Raw genomic sequence first — 18,760 nt, 5'->3', positions numbered from 1 at the left:
GGTTAAAATGACGAAAGCTCCCCCGCACACGGACCCTCGTGTCCTGCGTACACGCCAATTGCTGAGAGATGCTGTAATTGATCTGATGGAAGAAATGAGCATTGAGAAAATTACGGTCAACCGTATCGCGGAACGGGCCAAAATTAACCGGGTGACCTTCTATCTGCATTACCGGGATATCCCCGATATGATGGAGAAGATGGCGGATGATATGGCCGAGGACGTGCTTCAAGTGGTAAGCGGTTATATGGGGAATCCGGAAGCGGCAGAAGGAGAACAATGGCCGATGCTGGAGCGCCTGCTGACGCATATTGCGGAGAATGCCAAATTCTATAAAATTGTGCTAACGTCGCGGAAGAGTACGATATTCACCGATCGTCTGTTCAGGCTGATGGCGGATATCATTTCCACCCGGGTGGAGAGAAGATTGGCTACCCGCAATGCTTCTGAAGTAACGGTTCAGAAGGATATTGCCGTATGGTACGGCTCAGCAGCCCTTATCGGTACGATCATCGCCTGGCTCCGGGAGGATATGCCGTATTCGCCGCAGTATCTGGCCAAACAGATCACTTCGCTGCGTTCAAGTTAAGGAAGGTCCATCGGTCCAAGAACCGCCAATTCATTCCGCATATATATAGTAGATATCACTGTGCATCGCGAATCTATTGATATGAGGTGGTTCCAAGTGAAGAGGCAGACAGGTCCAAAACGGAAAAGGGTGCTTCCTGCAAAGCGCCAGACTGTGCCCGGAGTGAAACGCAGAATAAAGGCTCAGACCGTCGAATTCGCGGTGTTTGGCGACAGCCATGTGGGATACGGAAACAGCTTGAGTATTTTTAAAAGTCTTTTGCCCAAAGCAGTGAGCAGCGGCAATAAGCGCTTTTTCATCTTTGGCGGAGATAATGCACAGGCAGGAGCGGATCACGGGAACAATGCGAACGCGTATTACAAAGACTTCAAAGATACAGTAACAAGCACACTTGGAAGCATCCCGTATAAGGCCTCTATAGGAAATTGGGAGGCAAGCACCCGGTCCCTATTTACACAATACTTGGGGGCGGTTACCGGACAGATGAATTTCCCGGGCACACAGGGGAAGGTGAAATATGTATGGCTTGATTGTGCTCTGGGACAATTCACTCCGGCAAGTATCACTCTGCTGCGCAATCTGGATGACCGCTATTTCTATATTATTGATTTCCACTGGCCGCTAAGAGTGCAGGGAATTACGGTTGAATCCAGTCATGTGCTCAGCGCTGCGGAGACATCAAGGTTCTTCTCGGCGATTCCGGTAAAAGCCAGAGACAGGGTCCTGGCTATCTTCACACATCATGGACATAAATTCTACCGGAAGCTTAGCAATATTAATCCGGGATACCCACGGACGAAATTCTTCGTCTGCGGCTGCTCCGGGGATTATAAATGCAAGCCGGATGGAAACATGGGTTACTATAATGCCAAATTAACCAGCAGCGGCTCGGGATATAAAGTCGACGCGTATATTGCACACTGAGTCTGTTCCGGCTCCAGATTATATTTTGAATCGAAGAGCTACCGGGCGATGATCAGCGAGATGAAGATATATAGAAGAGAATTTCGATAATCCCGATCTTTCGCTTAAGCATCTAAGCGACCGGTTCCAGATCTCGGGCAAATATGCCAGCCATTTGTTCAAAGAGGAATTCGATATGAAATTCGTCGATTTCCTGACCCAGCTGCGGAACTAGAGCAAGTACCGGATGAAGCCGGGAGCGGAAGATTAAGACAACAGAAGAGGGGCCCGGTGCATCGCATTTAAGGCTATAACCAGCCAGCCAAGTGCCAATCCATAGGTAATGGGAGAAGTCGTGTGCCTTATATAATTTGCTGATAATGAGGCCCTCTCAAGTTGACGACTGGAGAATTGTTGTATATTTTGCAACTCTAGTCCGCAGATGCCGGAGTATTTGAGCTGATTGTTGTACGAAATACAAGAATTGTTTCATTAATCAGCTTGGATGGCGAGAATTGCTGCATTTCGTACAACATTCCCGCTTACGGCCGTATTGACGGGCAGAATGTTGTATTCTATGCAGGAATTCAGATTGGCTCATTACTTTTGTCGGCAGTCACTGGGTCTCCGGCACATCCGGAGGGTTAAGTCGGTGATTCTTGCGGACAGTCACTTGAAGTCCAGGGATTCGCTGCTCTGAAGAGCAAAGTCTGTTGTCATTTACCGTGAAACTTCTCTGTGCCAGGCTTGACAGCCCTTTCATGGTTTGGGTATGGTAGTCTGGTCAGAATAGAAGGAGGTATAGCCTGATGTCAGGATTGCTTGGGAATCACTTCATTACGCAGATTGGAATTCTGGTGAATGATATCGAGAAGGTAAGCGCGGCATATGCGGACTTCTTTGGTATCGAGAAACCGGAGATCGGCATTACGGATACGGCAGATATTGCTCAGACTAACTATAATGGCGGGGCGACGGAGGCTCGTGCGAAGCTCGCTTTTTTCGATATGGGCTCCCTGCAGCTGGAACTGATTGAACCAGATCATCAGCCGAGCACTTGGCGCGACTATCTGAATGAGCACGGGGAAGGGCTTCACCACATTGCTTTTGCAGTGGAGGGAATGAAGGAGAAGATTATGCTGCTCGAAGGCAAGGGCTTCCCGCTTCAACAGAAGGGGGAGTACACCGGAGGGCGTTATGCTTATATGGATACGTTCAAAGAGTTGAAGGTGATCCTGGAGCTGCTGGAGAACGATAAATAAGTAAGAGGGTCATAGAGGAGGAACGATCATATGAATATACTGATTACCGGGGCCGGACGGGGACTGGGATTGGATCTGGTTACGATAGCGCTGGAACGCGGACATTCAGTCATTGCCGGTGTGCGTGACTTAAGCCGGGGGCAAGACGCATTGTCCGGGCTTAGCGCAGATTATGGAGACAAGCTGACGGTGGCTGCGCTCGATGTTACGGACGAAGAGGGGATCGCGGCGCTTACTGCCAGCCTCAAGGAAGAGGGGCGGACGCTTGGTTCCATTGTTAATAATGCTGCCGTGCTGAATGCCTCGGATACTCCGCTTGAAGAGCTGGATATTGCCGAGATGCAGCTTGCGCTCGATATTAACCTGTATGGACCGATGCGGGTGGTCAAGCACTTCCTGCCGCTGCTTACAGAGCCGGATGCGTCGATCATCAACATCTCGTCCGAGGCGGGCAGCATTACGAATGCTTACCCGGGCAGCTACCCGTACACCATCTCCAAGACAGCACTTAATATGTTCTCGCAGAAGCTGCATGTTACCCTGAAAGAGCGTGGTGTACATGTACTCAGCGTGCATCCCGGCTGGATGCCCACCGATATGGGCGGAGCGAAAGCGCCAACGAGCCCGCGCACCAGTGCGGAAGGTATTCTCAGCCTGATTGAGCAGCGCACCGCGCCGGAGGGACACTTCATGTTCGTGGATTATACAGGCAAGGATATGGAGATTTAGAATTATATATATATTGAAAAAGAGATCAGCGGATCGTTCACCGCCGGTCTCTTTTTGTGTCCTGCCGTAATTTCAGGTCATATCATCTGGTCTGAGCGCTGGAGCTCCGCTTGTTCAAGATAGGGATGATCATAACCGCCGCTCATGCCTGCTGATCCAAACAGTACTTCTTCCAGCGCACCAAGTTCAATAGGCTTCAGCAGAGAATCGATGCCCCCCTGGCAGAAGGCCTTCAGGACAAATTCATGGCTGCTGGTGACAATGATTCTGCCGTGAGTATGCTGATCATACCACTGGTCGAGCGGCATATCTTCGCTAAGCAGCAGCAGCCTGGCATCTGTAATAATGAGTTCAGGCCTATGCTTCTGAATAAGCCGCAGGGCAGAAGGCTCGCAGCCGGATTCCAGAATATCCGCCGCTTCGGGGAAGAGCTGCTCCAGCATGTGCTTCAGGCGATCACGTACATGAGGGTTATCGTCAATGAGTAGTATTTGCATAGGAATTCCTCCTGTCAGGATGCCATCTGATGGGTAATCTTCTCTTCCGGGGAACGCTGCGGCCATAGCAGCAGTCCCAGTGAACATACAATAAGGATCAGGCACAGCCAATAAGAATGCCGGTAGCCGACCCACTGTGCGGCTGCTCCGCCTGTCAGGCTTCCGGTCAGTCTGCCAATCGTTGTAGCATTGGTATACAGCGTTGATGCGTAGCCCGGGAGGTCCGGCAGCAGGTCCTGGATATAGCTGATTCCAATCGCTGAGATTACGGCTACGAAGAAAGCCAGCAGCACCTGTCCGGCAATGAGCTGCCACAGCTCTCCGGCTCCAAGCACCAGCAGGTAATAGACTGCGCCGAGCGCGATTCCCCAGCCCATCAGCAGCTTGTTAGAATATTTGGCGGATAACAAGCCAAGCATGAACATGAATGGAATTTCCAGCAGTGCGCATATACTTGCAACCGAAGCCACATTCTGCGTATTGCCTCCAAGCGTATTGATGATGAAGAGTGAAATGTTCAGGTTGTTGGCCCAGTGTCCGGCATAGAGCAGGGTCAGGACGAGAAAAGGCACCAGCACCCGGGTATTCCGGTGCAGCCGTACCGGCTTGTGTACACTTTTGCTGGCCTGTCTGACGGCTGCAACTGCGGATGAACGTACGAAACTAAATACAAGCAGCGCATTGAGTAAGAAAAATATGGTGGTAGACAGGAACACACCCTGATATCCGAAATGGCCCAGCAGAACGGCTCCTGCCAGGGGACCGCTGATGAATCCGAGTGAGAACATAGAGCGTAAGGTAGAATTAGCAAAGGCATGGTCAGCGGACGCGCTGGCGTTCACAGCTTCCCTGCTACTAGCGAATAATTGCGGCATCGCCGGGGCACCGGCTGCGGTGAACACAGTCATATAGATCAGCAGCGGGTAGAAGTCATGAATAAATATATATCCGGCAAAAGCGATGGCATTAAACGTCATGCAGATGACCATAAGCTTGCGGCGGCTCAGGCCGGTATCCGAGCGTTTGGCAATTAACATACTTATAACGACACCGCTGATGAGCGTCACGGCAGTGAAGATTCCGAAGGTTCCGGCGGATACGCCAAGCTCTTCCGTGAAGTAGACCGCCAGGAACGGGGCACTGATCGAAATGGCCATTCCCTGCAGCAGCATGCAGAGCATGAATATCGGATAGGTTGGAATCAGAAGCAGGGCATAGGTTCTTTTCAGCATGGAGGCAGTGGAGTTCCTTTCGGCATAAGCTTGCGGACTTATCTTTGATTTGGTTATAGTATAGTTAATTATTTGGGAATATTGAATGTTTTATCTGATCATAAAAATATACTATTTGGCTGGGATGGTGACGATTGTGGACGTGAGACTGCATGCCTGCGCGTATTCTTTTCATACGCTGCCCTTCAAAACCTCATTCACTCCCCCGCCGTTCTTCCTCTTCCGGCTGCAGGTGGTAGGCAGCTGCAAGGCGCTGGTCAACGGGAGAATGACAACCATTCAACCCGGCGATTTGCTCATCTATCAGCCCGGAGAGCCTTATCATCTGGTGGTGGAGGAAATGGACGGCAGGATTGAGAGCGGCGATTATTACCTGCTCTGTGAAGGCTCGTGGATTCAGCAGTGGTGGGAATCGCGGCCCCGTCTGCTGCATCAGCGGATCCATCTGGATGCCGGCATGCTGTCCCTGTGGCAGCAGCTCAGCATGGAGCAGCACCGGATCGTCCAGGACAGCCCCGAGCTGATCCGCCATCTGCTCTGCGCGCTCTGCCTGTCGCTTGACCGCTTGTCGGTGGAAGCCGCCAATGTTGAGGATGCGCCGAAGCGGTCCAATGAAATGGTGATGAGAATGCGCCGCTACATTAACGAGCATGCGCTCAGTCCGCTACGGGTAGAGGATGTTGCGGATCATGCCGGGCTCAGCGTGTCGCGTGCGGTGCATCTTTTCAAAGAGCTGTCGGGGTATACCATCATTCAATACACGCAGGAAATCCGGCTGTCGAACGCCCTGGAGCGTATCCGTTATACCGACTTCAGTCTGGAGAATATTGCGAATGCCTGCGGCTTCGCGACCTATTCCTATTTCCACAAAGTATTCAAGGCCAGGTACGGCATCTCCCCCAAAGAGATCCGCAAGCGGCCGCTGGAGAACAAGCCGGAAGGGGATTATGTAATTACGAGCGGGGACCTTAAATTTACCGGATTGTCGGCCGATGCGCTGAAGTTTCATTATCCGCACGGAGATCCCCCGCAGCCCGGCAACTCCTGAATTCAGCTGGTGATTCTCTAATTATGAACTGATTTTTATGTCAATTGTTCAGGTGTTGCTGTAAGCGCTAATCTTTTATGATGAGGAAGGATAGAACAACCGGGCTGTGCGGAGGATTGTGAACGCCTGGCTTTGGATGAGATGAAACCGTTATCATAAAGATTGAAGGAGCGATTATTAATGGAAACAGCTACATATCCGTTTAGACAAATTGAAGTACAGCTGAATGAACGTGTTCAGGATCTGCTCTCCCGGCTGACGCTGGAGGAGAAGGTAAGTCTGATGCCGCAATATCAGGCGGCGATTGACCGTATTGGTGTAGGCGGTTACAAGCATGGTACGGAAGGGGCGCACGGGATTTCGTGGCTGGGCAAAGCAACCTCATTCCCGCAGCCAAGCGGACTGGCCTGTACCTGGAACCCGGAGCTGCTGCAGCGGATCGGTTCGGCGATCGGTGATGAGGCCCGGGCGTTCTACCGGAAGAATCCTACCGTTAACGGCCTGACCCTATGGGCACCGACCGTGGACATGGAGCGGGACCCGCGCTGGGGCAGAACAGAGGAAGCCTACGGGGAAGATCCTGAGCTGACGGGACAGCTGAGCACCGCACTTGTCAAAGGCATCCAGGGCGATCATCCGGTGTATTTGAAAGCGGTAGCAACCCTTAAGCACTTCCTCGGCAACAACAATGAAATTGACCGCGGTGTGGCTTCATCCAGCATTGATCCACGGAATATGCGTGAATATTATCTGGAAGCCTTCAAGCCGGCCTTCAAGGAAGGCGGAGCACAATCCATGATGACCGCCTACAACTCCGTGAATGGCGTGCCGGTTATCCTGCACCCGGCCGTGATGGAGATTGTGAAGGGTGAATGGGAAATGGACGGGTTCATTGTAAGCGATGCCGGGGATCTGTTCGGGATTGTGAAGGACCATAAGTATTACGATTCATTCGCCCAGTCGATGGCTGAGTCGATCAAGAACGGGATTGACAGTGTAACCGAAGAGACGGAGGAGACCATTAAAGTCATCCATGAGGCGCTCCGTGAAGGCCTGCTGACCGAGGAAGATCTGGACCGTGCGCTGGCGAACACCTTCCGCATCCGCTTCCGGCTGGGTGAGTTCGATCCGGAGGAAGGTAATCCTTATGCGGCAATTGATGATTCCGTCATTCTCAGTAAATCGCATAGCGACTTGTCTCTTGAAGCGGCCAAAGAATCCATTGTCCTGCTGAAGAATGACAACGCAGCCCTCCCGCTGAGTGCATCCGCGCTGTCCAAGGTAGCCGTAATCGGCCCGCTGGGGGACGAAGCCTTCAGAGACTGGTATTCCGGCACACTGCCTTATGCGGTGACACCTCTGCAGGGAGTGACCAAGAAGCTGGCAGGCAAGCAGGTCTCCTTCGAGAGCGGCAGTGACCGGATTCTCTTAACCTCAGCGGCCAGCGGCCGGACGGTGGGCATCACCGGTGAAGACGGACGATTGGCGGCGCTGCATGACAAGCCGGAGCGCGGTGAATTGTTCCGCCATACGGCTTGGGGCTGGACCGCTAATACCCTGGAGGCTACAAGCAGGGGGCAGTATGTCACCTTGACGGATGCCGGCACACTGACAGCTTCCGCTGATGAGATCTACGGCTGGTATGTGAAGGAGTCGCTGAATCTGGTGCCGGAAGCGGAAGGTACGGTATCGCTGCGGACCTGGAACAATAAGCCGCTATTTATTAGTGATGAGGACGGAACCATTCGCGCTGCTGAAGAAGAAACATCTGCCGCAGCTGAGCTATTCCATAAGAACGTTGTAGTGAACGGCGTAGAAGCTGCGGTAGAAGCGGCCAAAGCCGCCGAGGTTGCGGTCGTATTCGTCGGCAACCATCCGCTGCTGAACGGGAAGGAAGAGATCGACCGGCCGGATATCGTGTTGCCCGTAGAGCAGGAGAACCTGGTTAAAGCGGTCTATGCCGCCAATCCGAATACGGTGGTTGTCATTGTCGGTAGCTATCCGATCTCCTCCACCTGGATCGATGAGCATATTCCGGCGGTGCTGTACACCTCCCATAGCGGGCAAGAGCTCGGCAATGCGGTGGCAGATGTCCTGTTCGGCGATTACAGCCCATCCGGCAGACTGAATATGACCTGGTACCGCTCTGTGGATCAGCTTCCGGAATTCATGGACTACGACATCATCAAAGGCAAAAGAACCTACTTGTATTTCGACGGGGAGCCGCTGTATCCGTTCGGCCATGGTCTGGGCTATGCGCAGGTGGCTTACAACAAGCTGTCGCTGGAAGCAGAAGAAGTGCAGGAGGATGGCACGATCAGCTTGACGGTAGAGCTGGAGAACAGCGGCAGCGTAGACGGCGCTGAAGTGGTTCAGGTGTATGTGCAGTCCTTGTCGACCCGGATCAGACGTCCGCTCAAGCAGCTGAAGGGTTTTGACAAAATCTATCTGGCCGCAGGACAATCGCAGACCGTAGCCTTTACTCTGCCGGTGTCTGATCTCGCCTTCTGGGATGTAAGCCGTGAGCAATACTGTGTGGAAGATGGAGAATATAACATTCTTGTGGGCCGTTCCTCCGGCGATATCAAGCTGTCGGCCAAGATTAGAGTACATGGTGACACTGTACCGGCGCGTGACCTGTACACAGCCGTCAAAGCCGAGAACTACGATGATTATGAAGCGGTATTCCTGGATGAATGCAAGGCAGGCGGAGCTTCGGTACATCCGGTGAAGGATGGGGCCTGGATTGCCTTCAATAATGTACAGTTTGCCAAGGGCGCAGCTGGCGTCGAAGTGCTCGTATCTTCCGTGAAGGGCGGCAGCATTGAAGTCAGAACCGGAAGCCCTTCAGGTAAGCTGGCAGCAACGCTGGAGATCCCGGCAGGCGAAGCCCAGAAATGGCATAGCCAGTCCGCGATTGCGGGTGTAGATGCCGGAACCGACGATGTGTACCTGGTATTCACTGGTGAGGTATTGCTCAGCCGCTTTCAATTTACTTTGTAAAAGGTAGCGGTTAGCAGATTATCACAGCTTAAGCTAACTATTATATGTGATGTCCAAAAAGCTTCTGAATTGCCTTCGTGCAGTTCGGGGGCTTTTTAATTGGATTGGATAGTAATTCCTTCCTTAGCGTACCCCTGTTCATGGGATAACTGTAATTTGTACAACTAAAGTAGGCTATTTTTGTGCAGGCGGAGGTTTAATTGCACTCTGTACACTTATTTAACTCTCCTATGCCATAAAAGGACGCTTTTCCGTTTTTTAGTTGTACAGAATACAGTTATCCCTGCTCATGCGGTTATTCGCCGGTTTTTAGCTGTACGAAATACAACTATCCGCTATGCACTCCGCAGTGCCAGCTCAAGTACACCTTGCTTCCCAGTGGCCTGTCACTCATGCCCGGTACATTTTTAAGTCCCCCCAATTTAGATACATATATTAGGAGACAAGTCACTGACTGTACAGAACGTATGTTCTATTATGGAGTGGTTGGATTAACTTTCCGGGAGGATGATAGTTATGATGGACAAGATCAAGTTTCTGATGGAGGCCAAGCAAGCAACCTATGCAGGTAAGGGGCCGGAGTTAATCCCGTCCCGGCCGGCGTCTCATGATCTGGAATTTGTGCGCGGGAACTTGAAATACATAGACACCTACCTCGGTTCGGAGAAGTTTGCCGGAGAGGAAGCCTTGTGGGAGGATGACCAGCCGCTGTGGGCGATGAATTACGCCGGGCGTGTGACCGCGGAAGGCTTCAGCGGTGACTTCCTGAAAGCCGCTCTGTTCCTGGTGCGTGAGGATAAGCCCTTTCGCGGGCCGGAGCATTATACGGATGGCCGTTTCATCTATAAATGCTCAGTAGACGGGGACTTCTCCTGGTTCAACGGGTTAGAGGTGATTTGGGCCGGAGATACAATGGTCTATGAATGTATGTTTCATGGCGGCCTAATTAAGGAGTAGCACGCGGAACGTCCTTTCCTGCCAAACGCCCGCCCGAACCATCATGCTCATACACAAAAAGCCTCCCAAGCAGCCCATTCATGGCCTAGAGGAGACTCTATTGTTCAGTCAATCGCCGCCACCGCCGCCGCCGGAATCGCCACCACCGCCGGAATCGCCACCACCACCACCGAAATCGCCGCCGCCATGTCCTCCATGACCGCCGCTGTCCCAGCCGCCGTGGCCGCCGTGATGGCTGCCGCTATCCCAGCTGCTGCCGCCATGGCTGTGGTTGTGATGCCCGTGGTGATGGCTGGCTCCGCTGTGCCCGTCATTGTGACGGTGATCATCGCTGCGGCTGTCCCCGGCAGAGCTGTTCGGATCAGCTCCCGTGAAGAAGTAACTGTCTGCAGAGTTATTTCTGTTCCCGTAATTCCTGTTCTTGCGTTGAAGACGATTACTGTGATTAATCCCCAGCACAGCGACATACACAACTACTCCAACAAATACAATGCTACCGATCAAGGTGAATCGCTCCTTTGTAAGAAAGTATAAAAGCGTCCTTAATCGGATCATACCATAATTTTGCAAATCTATGCTGTGATTGTACGGCAAGGCAGAGCGCAGGCGCGGAATAACTCGGAATAATCAGAAGCTTATTTCAGCTGTCTGCTTAGGTGAAGCGGGAGAACCGCTCTGAATCCTGCTTGTATTGTCCGGGAGTGAGGCCCGTGTATTTCTTGAACACTTTGGTGAAATAACTCTGGTCGTTGAAATGCAGACGGGAGGCGATGTCCGACAGCGTAATGCCGGGCAGCTCCATCAGCCGTTTGGCTTCTTCGATCCGCTCCTGCTGGATATAATCGCTGATGGCGGTTCCGGTCTCTTTTTTGAACAGCTGGGACAGATAACTGGCGTTCAGTCCGGTGAATTCGGCCAGCCTGCTGAGCGGAATCTGTTCATATAAATGATTGTATATATAATTCTGGCACAGCGCGGAGATGCGGGAGAGCTTCGAACTGCGGCTGCCCAGCACCTGGTCGGCGAAGTCACAGAGAGCGGCAAGCTGGGCGCGGTCCACGGCCGGAATATCGTGAAGCTCTTCAATATGCTGGATGTGAAAGTCGCTGAGGGTATAGGCAATCTCCCAGAACAGCCCGCCTTCGATCGCTGCGCGTGTCGCAAGTGTAATGGAGGAGACGGCCAGATTTTTTTTGCTGCGCAGCTGGCTTTTCTTCGACAACCGTCCGTAGCTCTCTTCCGAAAAAGAAGCCTGGGTCCGCAGCAGCCCTGCTTTGTCCCCGTTCCGGATATAGCGGAACATCTCCCGCTCCAGCATCGGATCATGGTGCAGCCAGGTGTTCTCGCGGCGGTAGGACAGGTCCAGATCCGGGCTGTCATCCGGCTGCGGGCCAGACTGATCCGCCTTGCCCGCAGCCAGCAGCAGCTCCGTAATGGACAATGCCTCACCGGTAGCGAGGGTGTAGAGCAGCAGCGCGGCGTGATACCAGCGCATCCGGCTGAGCACGGGCAAGCTGCGGTAATACTGCAGCCAGCCATCCTGCTGCCCCGGCGGAATGCTGTAATCGCGCATCAGACTGGCCGCGTTATCTCCGGTGACCGGTGCGCTTAGCACCGGACCGATGACGATGGCCCCACCGGTGCGATCTGCTTCAGGCAGCTGGAGAATGATGAAATTCTCCAGGAAGCCGGTGGTATGCAGATACGGCGGAGCAGTCATGCGGGCAGCCTTCCCGGCAGCCGTTGCCGCATGACTGCTCCTGCGTGCCATATCCATGACCTCGAGAAGCAGGCCGTGATCTCCCTGGACGGCCTGGCGGCATTCGAATGCCGGAGGCAGGGTCAGCCGGGGAGTGTCTGCGGCATCCAGCCACATGACCGGAACCCGGTAAGCCTCATATATCAGCTTGCAGATATATTCTATTCCTTCGCGTTCTTCCATGTCCTCGGGCATAACTAACACTTCCTTTTCTCATATAACCAAATTACCAAAAATCCAATTAAAATGCCATAAATTCCGGAACAAGTCGTTTAAAATAAAGAAAAGAAAACGCATTCTTAGGAGGGCTACATTATGGCAACGGCAACAGCGGCGGATATCCGGCAGCTTATTTCACAAATGACACTTGAAGAGAAAGCCGGACTTTGCTCCGGACATGATTTCTGGAATACCAAAGGCATTGAACGGCTGGGCATTCCTTCACTGATGGTAACGGACGGGCCTCATGGTCTCCGCAAGCAGCAGGGAAGTGCGGACCATCTAGGCCTGCATAACAGCGTACCGGCGACTTGTTTTCCGTCAGCGGCGGGTCTGGCTTCTTCCTGGGACCGTAAGCTGATTGCCCGGGTAGGCGAGGCATTGGGGGCGGAATGTCAGGTCGAGAATGTCGCTGTTCTGCTCGGGCCGGGCAATAATATCAAGCGTTCACCACTGAATGGCCGGAACTTTGAATATTTCTCGGAAGATCCTTATTTGGCTTCGGAGATGGCCGCGTATCATGTGAAGGGAGTGCAGAGCCAGGGTGTCGGCACTTCACTGAAGCATTTTGCCGCCAATAATCAGGAACACCGCCGGATGTCCGTGGATGCCGTTATTGATGAGCGGACCCTGCGCGAGATTTATCTGGCCAGCTTCGAAGGCACGGTGAAGCAGAGCCAGCCTTGGAGCGTTATGTGTTCCTATAACCAGGTGAACGGTGAGTATGCTTCAGAGAGCCACAAGTTGCTGACGCAAGTGCTTCGCGACGAGTGGGGCTTTGAAGGCTTTGTTGTGTCCGACTGGGGCGCGGTCAATGAGCGGGTGAAGGCGCTGCAGGCGGGTCTGGAGCTGGAAATGCCGTCAAGCGGAGGCATCGGCGACGCCAAGATCGTAGCTGCAGTGAACAACGGGGAGCTGTCCGTGGAGACTCTGGATCTTGCGGTAGAGCGGATGCTGGCCTTTATCTTCAAGAGTGCGGACAGCCGGGACGAAGAGGCAGTCTTCGATCAGGACAAACATCATGCGCTCGCACGTGAGGTGGCCCGGGAGAGCATGGTGCTGCTGAAGAATGAGGATGGCATTCTGCCCCTCGCGAAGAGCGACACACTTGCAATCATCGGTGAATTCGCCAAGACACCGCGCTATCAGGGCGGCGGCAGCTCGCATGTGAATCCGACGAAGCTGGATGATGCTTTCATCGAGATGCAGGCGGTTGCTGGTGATGCGGCAAGCTTCCTCTACGCACAGGGGTATGAGCTGGCCAGCGATGAGGTTAATGAGGAGCTGCTGCAGGAAGCCCGGGATACAGCAAGGAAGACGGATGCTGCCGTGCTGTTCCTCGGATTGCCTGACCGCTATGAATCGGAAGGATATGACCGCAGCCATCTGTCGCTTCCGGCGAGCCATCTGGCGCTGATCCATGCTGTGGCTGAGGTTCAGAGTAACATTATCGTGGTACTCAGCAACGGCTCTCCTGTAGAAATGCCTTGGCTGCCGCAGACGAAGGCCGTGCTGGAAGGATATCTCGGGGGGCAGGCTTTTGGCGGCGCGGTGGCCGATCTGCTCTTTGGTGAAGTAAGCCCAAGCGGCAAGCTGGCGGAGACGTTCCCGCAGAAGCTGAGCGACAATCCTTCATTCCTGAACTTCCCGGGGGAAGGCGATACTGTGGAATATAAGGAAGGTTTATTTGTAGGCTACCGTTATTATGATAAAAAAGAAATTGAGCCGCTGTTTCCGTTCGGCTTCGGACTCAGCTATACAGAATTCGAGTACAGCAATTTGTCGCTGGATCAGACCAGCATCAAGGATACAGACACTGTACAGGTTTCGGTCACTGTTAAGAACACCGGCAGCAGAACAGGTAAAGAAACCGTGCAGCTCTATGTCAGCGATGTAGAGAGCAGCGTAATCCGTCCGCTGCAGGAGCTGAAGGGCTTCGACAAGATTGAACTGCAGCCGGGGGAAGAGCGCGAGGTAACCTTTACTTTGAACAAGCGGTCCTTTGCCTATTACAATGTGAAGCTGGCCGACTGGCATGTGGAGAGCGGAGTGTTCACTATCGCCGTAGGCTCATCCTCACGGGATATCCGCCTCACCGCAGAGCTGGAGGTAGTATCGACGACGAAGCTGGCCGTAAGGTTCCACCGTAACTCTACGGTCGGTGATCTGCTGGCGAATCCGCTGACTGAGGGCAAAGCGAAGAATTACGGCAGTATCTTCGGGATGGAAGATGCGATGGGAGATAATCCCGAAATGTTCCTGGCCATGATGAAGTACATGCCGCTGCGCGCGCTGATCGGCTTCGGCCAGGGCAAATATACCGAAGCTGATCTGGCTGAGGATTTGCGTGAATTGAACGCATTGGCCGGACAGGAGTAAGACGCAGCAGCGGTGCCGGAAGAATATAGGGGTTGCTTTTCGCAGCGCAATTTGCTAACATACGATGTAACTTAATAATGCTTTATTTGTTCTCTAGGGTTCCGCAGCTGTTGTGCGATGCTGGTCTGGTCCGAGGGAGAACGCACGGAGTGAACCATGGCCGTGTATACACGGAGGGATAAAAGCCCGGGAGGTATCGTCATACGACGATAACCTTCCGGGCTTATTTTATTTTCAGGAGGCAGAAGAGAAATGAGCAAAAATAACAACAGCAAGTCATGGGCACTGATTGCAGGTGCCGCCTGCTTTGAAGTGGTATGGGTAATCGGGTTGAAGCACGCTGTGGCCCCCTGGGAATGGGCGATAACGATAGTAGCAATATTGGTCAGCTTCTACGCCCTCATATGGGCCAGCGGCAGGCTGCCGGTCGGTACAGTCTACGCTGTATTTGTCGGGCTCGGGACTGCGGGAACCGTTCTGGCCGGCGGAATCCTGTTCGGTGAGCCGCTGCGTCCGCTGAAGCTGGTACTGATACTGGTGCTGCTGGCCGGAGTCGTTGGTCTGAAGCTGGCCACGCCTGCGGATGGGCCGGATAAGCAAGCAAAGGAGCTGAATTAATATGGCATGGGTAATGTTGATTGCTGCCGGGTTATGTGAAATGTTCGGGGTGGCCATGATTGGTAAGCTGCATAAGAACCGCAACTGGCAGTCTGCTGGTCTGCTTGTCCTGGGTTTTGGTGCAAGCTTCCTGCTGCTGTCACTGGCGATGGAGAGTCTGCCGATGGGGATAGCGTACGCGATCTGGACAGGGATTGGCGCGTCTGGAGCCGCGATTATGGGTATGGTGTTCTATGGTGAGGCCCGCGATCCGCGGCGTATTTTCTGCATCGTGCTGATTCTTGGAGCTGTAGCCGGGCTGAAGATGATCGGCTGATTCCGCCGTCTCTGCTGAAAGTTTATGATTTGGACACTTGCCGGATGTTTCGGGAAGGTTAATATGGTAAGTATAGTAAGTAGCAAGTCACACCATTCATCCTATAAGGAGACTTCCATTATTATGAGCAAACCTGTATCTGATACTATCCTTATGCCGGACGGAGCTGTGCTGCCCAGACTGGGCCAGGGAACCTGGACCATGGGCGAGCATGCAGCAAACCGGGCTGAAGAAATTGCTGCATTGCGCCACGGTGTTGAGCTGGGAATGAATCTGATTGATACTGCTGAAATGTATGGAGACGGCCGTTCCGAGGAGCTTGTCGGTGAAGCGGTGCAGGGAATCCGTGACAAGGTGTTCCTGGTCTCCAAGGTCTATCCGCATAATGCTGCAGGATCCGCACTAATCCGCAGCTGTGAAGCAAGCCTGAAGCGGCTGGGCACCGACCATCTGGATCTGTACCTGCTTCACTGGCGGGGGACCATCCCGCTGGAGGAGACTGTAGAGGGAATGGAGGCACTGGTGGCTTCCGGCAAAATTGCCCGCTGGGGCGTCTCCAATTTCGATACACCCGACATGCAGGAGCTGCTGCGTATTCCCGGCGGCAATCATTGCGCTGTGAATCAGGTGCTCTACCATCTCGGCTCCAGAGGCATCGAGCATGAGCTGCTGCCATGGCTGAGCGGACACAAGATTCCGGTAATGGCGTATTCTCCGCTGGCCCAGGCGGGAACGCTGAGAAAAGGATTGACGGAGAATGAAACCGTGCAGAGGATTGCCCGGGACCATGAAGCGACTCCGCTGCAGATTCTGCTCGCCTGGAGCATCCGTGAAGCAGAGGTGCTGGCGATTCCCAAGGCGGGCACCCGCCAGCATGTGGAAGAGAATGCAGCCGCCGGCAAGCTTGTGCTTACGTCAGATGAGCTTTGGCAGCTGGACGATGCTTTTCCGCAGCCGTCATGGAAGGTTCCGCTGGATATGATTTGAGAATGTGAACTAAGCATGATAAGCATGACGAAGATGACAAACATGACAAACATGATAAGCATGATAAGCATCACAAGACAAGGCTGTCCTCTTAATGGGGGCAGTTTTTTTGTTTGATTAGGAAATCATGATATTCCGCAAAGATAACCGGGGCCAAATGTATGCGAAAAACCGAACACAATGAGCTACTGCAAGGGTAAACGGGCCAAATGTATGCGAAAAACCGAATACAATTTGCATCCCTGGAAGAAATGAGGAGCATAAGTAGCAACTGGCAATCCAGCAACTTTGTGCGGTTATTTTGCACAGCAAGGCTGGCGGATATGATAAATAACGGTATTCGGGTGCATTCTAAAGGGGAATACGGCGGACAGAAGGGTTGCACACAGAGCGGAGTATCCTTGCTAATAGGCCTGATATAGGCCATTCGGAGTAGTGGAAACACCATACTATAGCCCCTTGGCAGGAACTCTTAAATGATGTCAACAACATTCATGACGAAACCGTGTTTTCAATTTGGTGACAAAGAAAGCGCTTTGATTTACGATGTGTTCATAGGAGATAACCTTTCACGAAGAAGTAAACGAAGGGGTCTCATTCAATTAATTAGGGGGGCATTTTAAATGGCCACAACGGCAACTCAGCAAACTTCATCCGGTGGTGCGCGGGTAAAAGTCCAGCAATTCGGACGCATGCTCAGCGGTATGGTTATGCCGAATATCGGTGCATTCATCGCATGGGGGTTAATTACAGCATTATTTATTCCAACCGGCTGGTATCCAAATGAAAGCCTTGCAGCTCTGGTTGATCCAATGATCAAATATTTGCTTCCGCTGCTGATCGGATATACCGGCGGTCAGATGGTTCACGGCAAACGCGGAGGTGTTATCGGGGCAGTAGTTACAATGGGGGTTATTGTCGGATCATCTATTCCGATGTTCCTTGGAGCTATGCTGGTCGGTCCGCTGGCAGGCTGGGTATTGAAGCAATTTGACAAAGCGGTTGAGGGCAAAATCAAAGCCGGCTTCGAAATGCTTGTTAATAACTTCTCACTCGGTATTATCGGTGGCGTACTATCCGTAGGAGCTCTTAAAGGTATTGGACCTCTGGTTGAAGGATTGACCAACATTTTGTCCAATGGTGTTGAGTTCCTGGTAAATCATAATCTGCTGCCGCTCATCAATATTATCATTGAGCCAGCCAAAGTATTGTTCCTGAACAATGCGATCAACCATGGTGTACTTGGACCAATCGCGCTTGAACAATCACAACGGGTAGGCAAATCCATTCTATTCATGCTTGAATCGAACCCTGGTCCAGGTCTTGGTATCCTGCTTGCTTACTGGCTGGTTGGTAAAGGCTCTGCTAAATCTTCCGCACCGGGCGCAATCATCATTCACTTCCTGGGCGGTATTCATGAAATCTACTTCCCTTACATCCTGATGAACCCGCGTCTGATCCTTGCCGTTATCGGTGGCGGTGTATCCGGTACATTCACCTTCCAGATGCTGGGTGCAGGTCTTGTAGCTTCTCCTTCTCCAGGCAGTATCTTTGCATACTTCGCGATGACACCTAAGGGCGGATATCTTCCAATGCTGGCCGGGGTTATCGTTGCAACCGTCGTGTCCTTTGCTCTTGCAGCCCTGTTGTTGAAGACTGTTAAGAAGAACGACGAAGAAGAAATGGATATTGAGGAAGCAGCAGCCAAGGTGAAAGACATGAAATCTGCCGGAACTGCAGCTCAAACTGCGGCAACTGCAACTACTGTAGCTGCTAATGTACGCACTAAAGCCAATGTGAACAAAATCGTCTTCGCTTGTGACGCAGGGATGGGTTCCAGTGCGATGGGCGCTTCCGTCCTGCGCAAGAAACTGCAAAGCGCAGGGGTTAACATTACGGTTGTGAACTCTGCTGTCAGTGAAATTCCTGCGGATGCCGACATCGTAGTTACGCAGAAGACACTTACTGACCGTGCCATTGCCGTGAATCCAAACGCTGAGCACATCTCGATCGACAACTTCCTGAAGAGCCCGAAATATGATGAGCTCGTGGAACGTTTGAAGTAAGACGCAGAAGTGTAAGATAAATTAATAAGCGTAATGTCAAATAAGGAGACGCTGGCCGCCAAAGCCAGCGTGTCTCCCAAATATAAGAAAGTATATGTTCCACTATACTTTACCTTATATTTCTTGCTGAAACGGATGCCGTCCCTTAGAGGACGGCATAGCCGTTTCTACTTGGTGTAGGGCGGAGGGTGTTCGC

The 18,760-nt window shown here is 52.5% G+C and carries 16 protein-coding genes, 1 pseudogene and 1 riboswitch; of the genes and pseudogenes, 13 read left to right on the top strand and 4 right to left on the bottom strand.

Annotated elements, in window-relative coordinates:
- The first annotated feature begins 7 nt into the window (after nucleotides 1-7).
- The 5 genes and pseudogenes from NSQ73_RS24230 (at nucleotide 8) to NSQ73_RS24210 (ending at nucleotide 3,483) form a co-directional block, all read left to right on the top strand.
- Nucleotides 8-589: a TetR/AcrR family transcriptional regulator gene (locus tag NSQ73_RS24230; protein ID WP_340988477.1), complete on the top strand. Its 582-nt coding sequence runs from the start codon at nucleotides 8-10 to the stop codon at nucleotides 587-589.
- A 96-nt stretch (nucleotides 590-685) separates the two neighbouring features.
- Nucleotides 686-1,513 carry a metallophosphoesterase gene (locus tag NSQ73_RS24225; RefSeq protein ID WP_340988476.1) on the top strand — a complete coding sequence of 276 codons (828 nt, stop codon included), beginning with the start codon at nucleotides 686-688 and terminating at the stop codon, nucleotides 1,511-1,513.
- Between the two features lie 27 nt (nucleotides 1,514-1,540).
- Nucleotides 1,541-1,721, top strand: a pseudogene (locus NSQ73_RS24220) (hypothetical protein); the annotation flags it as partial.
- Nucleotides 1,722-2,298: 577 nt separating this feature from the next.
- On the top strand, nucleotides 2,299-2,754 hold the full coding sequence (locus tag NSQ73_RS24215) for a VOC family protein (protein WP_042140871.1): 456 nt from the start codon (nucleotides 2,299-2,301) through the stop codon (nucleotides 2,752-2,754).
- A gap of 30 nt (nucleotides 2,755-2,784) precedes the next feature.
- Nucleotides 2,785-3,483: an SDR family oxidoreductase gene (locus NSQ73_RS24210; RefSeq protein WP_340988475.1), complete on the top strand. Its 699-nt coding sequence runs from the start codon at nucleotides 2,785-2,787 to the stop codon at nucleotides 3,481-3,483.
- A gap of 77 nt (nucleotides 3,484-3,560) precedes the next feature.
- On the opposite strand, the gene NSQ73_RS24205 is transcribed toward NSQ73_RS24210, so the two are convergent.
- Together NSQ73_RS24205 and NSQ73_RS24200 are read right to left on the bottom strand one after the other, a co-directional pair.
- Entirely contained in the window at nucleotides 3,561-3,980 is a 420-nt protein-coding gene (locus NSQ73_RS24205) for a response regulator (RefSeq protein ID WP_340988474.1), read from the bottom strand.
- A gap of 14 nt (nucleotides 3,981-3,994) precedes the next feature.
- Nucleotides 3,995-5,212, bottom strand: a complete 1,218-nt coding sequence (locus NSQ73_RS24200; protein ID WP_042134776.1) for a sugar efflux transporter — start codon at nucleotides 5,210-5,212, stop codon at nucleotides 3,995-3,997.
- A 136-nt stretch (nucleotides 5,213-5,348) separates the two neighbouring features.
- On the opposite strand from NSQ73_RS24200, the gene NSQ73_RS24195 reads away from it, so the two are divergent.
- From NSQ73_RS24195 to NSQ73_RS24185, 3 genes are all read left to right on the top strand, one after another.
- The gene (locus tag NSQ73_RS24195) at nucleotides 5,349-6,260 is read left to right on the top strand and encodes a helix-turn-helix domain-containing protein (RefSeq protein WP_179093411.1); all 912 of its coding nucleotides are present in this window, start codon (nucleotides 5,349-5,351) and stop codon (nucleotides 6,258-6,260) included.
- A 180-nt stretch (nucleotides 6,261-6,440) separates the two neighbouring features.
- Nucleotides 6,441-9,263 (top strand): glycoside hydrolase family 3 protein, encoded by a 2,823-nt coding sequence (locus tag NSQ73_RS24190; protein ID WP_340988473.1) that lies wholly within the window; start codon nucleotides 6,441-6,443, stop codon nucleotides 9,261-9,263.
- Nucleotides 9,264-9,779: 516 nt separating this feature from the next.
- On the top strand, nucleotides 9,780-10,220 hold the full coding sequence (locus NSQ73_RS24185; protein WP_340988472.1) for a DUF5680 domain-containing protein: 441 nt from the start codon (nucleotides 9,780-9,782) through the stop codon (nucleotides 10,218-10,220).
- 104 nt (nucleotides 10,221-10,324) lie between these two features.
- On the opposite strand, the gene NSQ73_RS24180 is transcribed toward NSQ73_RS24185, so the two are convergent.
- Entirely contained in the window at nucleotides 10,325-10,687 is a 363-nt protein-coding gene (locus tag NSQ73_RS24180; protein ID WP_340988471.1) for a hypothetical protein, read from the bottom strand.
- 185 nt (nucleotides 10,688-10,872) lie between these two features.
- On the bottom strand, nucleotides 10,873-12,174 hold the full coding sequence (locus NSQ73_RS24175) for a helix-turn-helix domain-containing protein (RefSeq protein ID WP_340988470.1): 1,302 nt from the start codon (nucleotides 12,172-12,174) through the stop codon (nucleotides 10,873-10,875).
- A gap of 120 nt (nucleotides 12,175-12,294) precedes the next feature.
- Here NSQ73_RS24175 and NSQ73_RS24170 point away from each other — a divergent pair, with 120 nt between their 5' ends.
- From NSQ73_RS24170 to NSQ73_RS24150, 5 genes are all read left to right on the top strand, one after another.
- Nucleotides 12,295-14,577, top strand: coding sequence for a glycoside hydrolase family 3 C-terminal domain-containing protein (locus tag NSQ73_RS24170; protein ID WP_340988469.1), 2,283 nt, complete (start codon nucleotides 12,295-12,297; stop codon nucleotides 14,575-14,577).
- An 82-nt stretch (nucleotides 14,578-14,659) separates the two neighbouring features.
- Nucleotides 14,660-14,772: riboswitch (guanidine-I (ykkC/yxkD leader) on the top strand.
- A 57-nt stretch (nucleotides 14,773-14,829) separates the two neighbouring features.
- Nucleotides 14,830-15,195 (top strand): DMT family transporter, encoded by a 366-nt coding sequence (locus NSQ73_RS24165; RefSeq protein ID WP_340988468.1) that lies wholly within the window; start codon nucleotides 14,830-14,832, stop codon nucleotides 15,193-15,195.
- 1 nt (nucleotide 15,196) lies between these two features.
- Complete coding sequence (locus NSQ73_RS24160; RefSeq protein ID WP_340988467.1) at nucleotides 15,197-15,511, top strand: DMT family transporter; 315 nt, start codon at nucleotides 15,197-15,199, stop codon at nucleotides 15,509-15,511.
- 123 nt (nucleotides 15,512-15,634) lie between these two features.
- Nucleotides 15,635-16,498: an aldo/keto reductase gene (locus tag NSQ73_RS24155; protein WP_340988466.1), complete on the top strand. Its 864-nt coding sequence runs from the start codon at nucleotides 15,635-15,637 to the stop codon at nucleotides 16,496-16,498.
- 623 nt (nucleotides 16,499-17,121) lie between these two features.
- Nucleotides 17,122-18,564 carry a PTS mannitol transporter subunit IICB gene (locus tag NSQ73_RS24150; protein WP_340988465.1) on the top strand — a complete coding sequence of 481 codons (1,443 nt, stop codon included), beginning with the start codon at nucleotides 17,122-17,124 and terminating at the stop codon, nucleotides 18,562-18,564.
- Nucleotides 18,565-18,760: the final 196 nt, after the last annotated feature.

Origin of the sequence: Paenibacillus sp. FSL R10-2736, assembly GCF_038000245.1 — a bacterium.
Classification (GTDB): Bacteria; Bacillota; Bacilli; order Paenibacillales; family Paenibacillaceae; genus Paenibacillus_AQ; species Paenibacillus_AQ phytohabitans.
The sequence above is the reverse complement of the archived record's forward strand: the minus strand, read 5'-3'. Positions and strand labels throughout refer to the sequence as shown.